General features: G+C 60.2%; 3 protein-coding genes. All 3 read left to right on the top strand.

All coding sequences use genetic code 11. The annotated features are described in order from the left end of the window. Positions 1-30: 30 nt before the first annotated feature. Positions 31-1,287 carry an exodeoxyribonuclease VII large subunit gene (gene xseA, locus NW818_RS11685; RefSeq protein ID WP_414424647.1) on the top strand — a complete coding sequence of 419 codons (1,257 nt, stop codon included), beginning with the start codon at positions 31-33 and terminating at the stop codon, positions 1,285-1,287. Further along, positions 1,268-1,504 (top strand): exodeoxyribonuclease VII small subunit, encoded by a 237-nt coding sequence (gene xseB / locus NW818_RS11680; RefSeq protein WP_011431761.1) that lies wholly within the window; start codon positions 1,268-1,270, stop codon positions 1,502-1,504. The genes xseA and xseB overlap by 20 nt, the downstream gene beginning before the upstream one ends. Before the next feature lie 92 nt (positions 1,505-1,596). Further along, positions 1,597-2,478 carry a bifunctional methylenetetrahydrofolate dehydrogenase/methenyltetrahydrofolate cyclohydrolase FolD gene (gene folD / locus NW818_RS11675; protein ID WP_414344695.1) on the top strand — a complete coding sequence of 294 codons (882 nt, stop codon included), beginning with the start codon at positions 1,597-1,599 and terminating at the stop codon, positions 2,476-2,478. Positions 2,479-2,671 lie beyond the last annotated feature (193 nt).

The following is a 2,671-nucleotide window of genomic DNA, read 5'->3' as shown; positions in this document are numbered from 1 at the left end:
GCGAAGTAGTCAGGGTCGGGTAGTTTACAAGTGACTTTAGCCGCCCGCAGCAGTGGGATGGAGTTTTTGCTCACGGATGAAGCTCCCCTGCTCTCGGTGGGGGGAGTGTCCCGTTATTTGAAATCGCTGCTGGCCGGGGATCCCTACTTGGTCAGGCTGTGGGTGAGCGGGGAAGTCTCCAGTTGCCAGCGCAACCGCAATGGCCACCTGTTCTTGACCCTAGTCGATCCGGAAACCGGCGACGTTCTCAAGGGGGTGGTCTGGCAGGGCCAAACTTCCCGGCTCAGTTTCTGGCCGGAAGTGGGGCAACAGGTGCTTGCCCTTGGGCAACTTGGCATCTATAGCGGCGGCAGCCATTATCGCCTCGTCATCTGGCAATTGCTGCCTGCCGGGGAAGGGCTGTTGGCGTTGCGATTTCAACAGCTCAAGGCCCGCCTCAGTGCTGAGGGCTTGTTCGATAATCAACGACCTCTGCCTGTTCATCCCCAGTGCATTGCCGTCGTTAGTTCCCCCCACGCTGCCGGCTGGGGAGATATTCGGCGCACCCTCAACCAGCGCTACCCCGGGCTACGGGTGCTGTTCTCCCCAGCTCAAGTGCAAGGGGAGGCGGCCCCGGAATCAATTGTGCGGGCCATTCGCCGGGTGGAACAGGATGGGCGGGCGGAAGTGCTTCTTTTGGCGCGGGGCGGTGGAGCCAGCGAAGATTTGGCCTGTTTTAACGATGAGCGGGTGGTGCGAGCCATTGCCGAATGTCGGATCCCGGTGGTCACCGGGATTGGCCACCAGCGGGATGAAACCCTGGCGGACTACGCTGCCGACTACGCCGCCCACACCCCAACGGCAGCTGCCGAGCGGATCGTGCCGGATCTGGGGGAATTGCAGCGTCAGGGATCCCAGTTGCGCCAGAAGTTGATCGAACGCACCCGCCAAGCTTTGGAAAAAGCCCAGCAGCGTTTGCAGCAGGCCCAGCACCACTTGGTCTACGTGCATCCAGAGCGGCTGTTGCAACAGGCCCAGGAGCGCTTGACCCAGCGCCAACATCGCCTGCTCCAAGCCGTGCGCCATCGCCTCCGGCAACACCAACAGCACCAACAGGCCCTGCAAGATCGCCTCCAAGCGCTCGATCCCGAAGCCATTCTGAAACGGGGCTATGCCTTGGTGCGAGATGAAGAGGGATCCCTGATCCGCACCCATCGCCTGCCTCCCCAAACCCGCCTGATGATACAACTGGCCTCGGGAAGCCTATGGGTACGAGTAGAGGAGAGCCATGAGCCGCCGCAAACGTGAGGAGCCGTGGCGCTATGAAGCAGCCATTGCCGAGGTGGAAACTTTGATTGCCCAGATTGAATCGGGGGAACTGGATCTGGCGGAAGTGGTGGAGCGCTTTCAACAGGCCGCCCAAACCCTGAAAACCTGCGCGGACTTTTTAGAGCAAAAGCGGCAGCAGGTGGAGATCATCATCGAGCAATTGGGCCAAGAGGAAGAAGACCTGCCCGAATCATAGGGATCCCACCTGATCATTCCCCCTGCACTGCTGTCGCCATTCTGCTTCACTATGGATGGTCGTTGGATGGTTGTCTTTATCCTTGCGCCCCCATGCCCGCAAAGATCCTCGATGGCAAAGCCTTAGCCGCCCGCTTGCAAGCGGAGATGGCCGCCCAAGTGCAAGCTTGGATACCCCAGGTGGGGCGGCCACCGGGATTGGCAGTGCTGCGGGTTGGAGAGGATCCCGCCAGTGCGGCTTACGTGCGTGGCAAAGAGCGGGCCTGTGAGCGGTTGGGCATTGCTTCTTTTGGCCGACATTTTTCCGCCCAAGACTCCCCTGCCCATTTGCTCGACACCATCGACCAACTCAATCAGGACGAGCGGGTGGATGGCATCCTCGTCCAACTGCCCCTGCCCCCCGGCTGGGATCCCATCCCCCCCCTTTTGGCAATCGATCCCGGCAAAGATGTGGATGGACTTCACCCCCTCAACCTGGGCCGGCTGTTGCGCGGCGAACCCGGCTTGCGCAGTTGTACCCCCTTGGGCGTGATGCGCCTGTTGCAAGCAGAAGGGATCCCGATTGCAGGCCGAAAGGCAGTGGTGGTTGGTCGCAGCATCTTGGTGGGCAAGCCCTTGAGCTTGATGTTGTTGGCCGCCGATGCGACGGTCACCCTAGCCCACTCCCGCACCCCCGACTTGGCAGAAGTGACCCGCGCCGCCGACATTGTGGTGATGGCCGTGGGCCGCCCCCGCCTATTGAGGGCAGACATGGTGAAACCCGGCGCGGTGGTCATCGACGTTGGCATCAACCGCATCGAGACCCCCACCGGAGCCGAGCAATTGGTGGGAGATGTGGACTATGAAGCGGTCAAAGAGCTGGCCGCTGCCATCACGCCCGTACCGGGAGGCGTAGGGCCGATGACGGTAACGATGCTGCTGGCCAACACCCTACAGAGCTATAAACTGCGCAGCCACTTGTGTAGTCATTATTAAACAGGAATGAAACATTTCTGTTGCATTGTTCCCTAACTTCCCTCTCTCTCTGGGAGAAGAGCTGGGGTTGGTCGCGGCAGCGGCACAGAGCGCTTGGGGAGTGTCTCAATCTAGCTTGAAATGACTATGGTTTGGAGACTGTTCTCAAAATGTTCTGTTGCTTGGATCCTGATACATTTACGCTGAACACTGC

It is taken from the genome of Synechococcus sp. R6-5 (assembly GCF_047461775.1).
GTDB lineage: Bacteria > Cyanobacteriota > Cyanobacteriia > Thermostichales > Thermostichaceae > Thermostichus.
Note: the sequence above shows the minus strand (reverse complement) of the source record. Positions and strands in the feature narration are given on the sequence as shown.

What these genes read in the sequence shown, in the direction of transcription:
- xseB (WP_011431761.1), top strand. Translation starts at nt 1,268, where the DNA reads ATGAGCCGCCGCAAACGTGAGGAGCCGTGGCGCTATGAAGCAGCCATT.
- folD (WP_414344695.1), top strand. Translation starts at nt 1,597, where the DNA reads ATGCCCGCAAAGATCCTCGATGGCAAAGCCTTAGCCGCCCGCTTGCAA.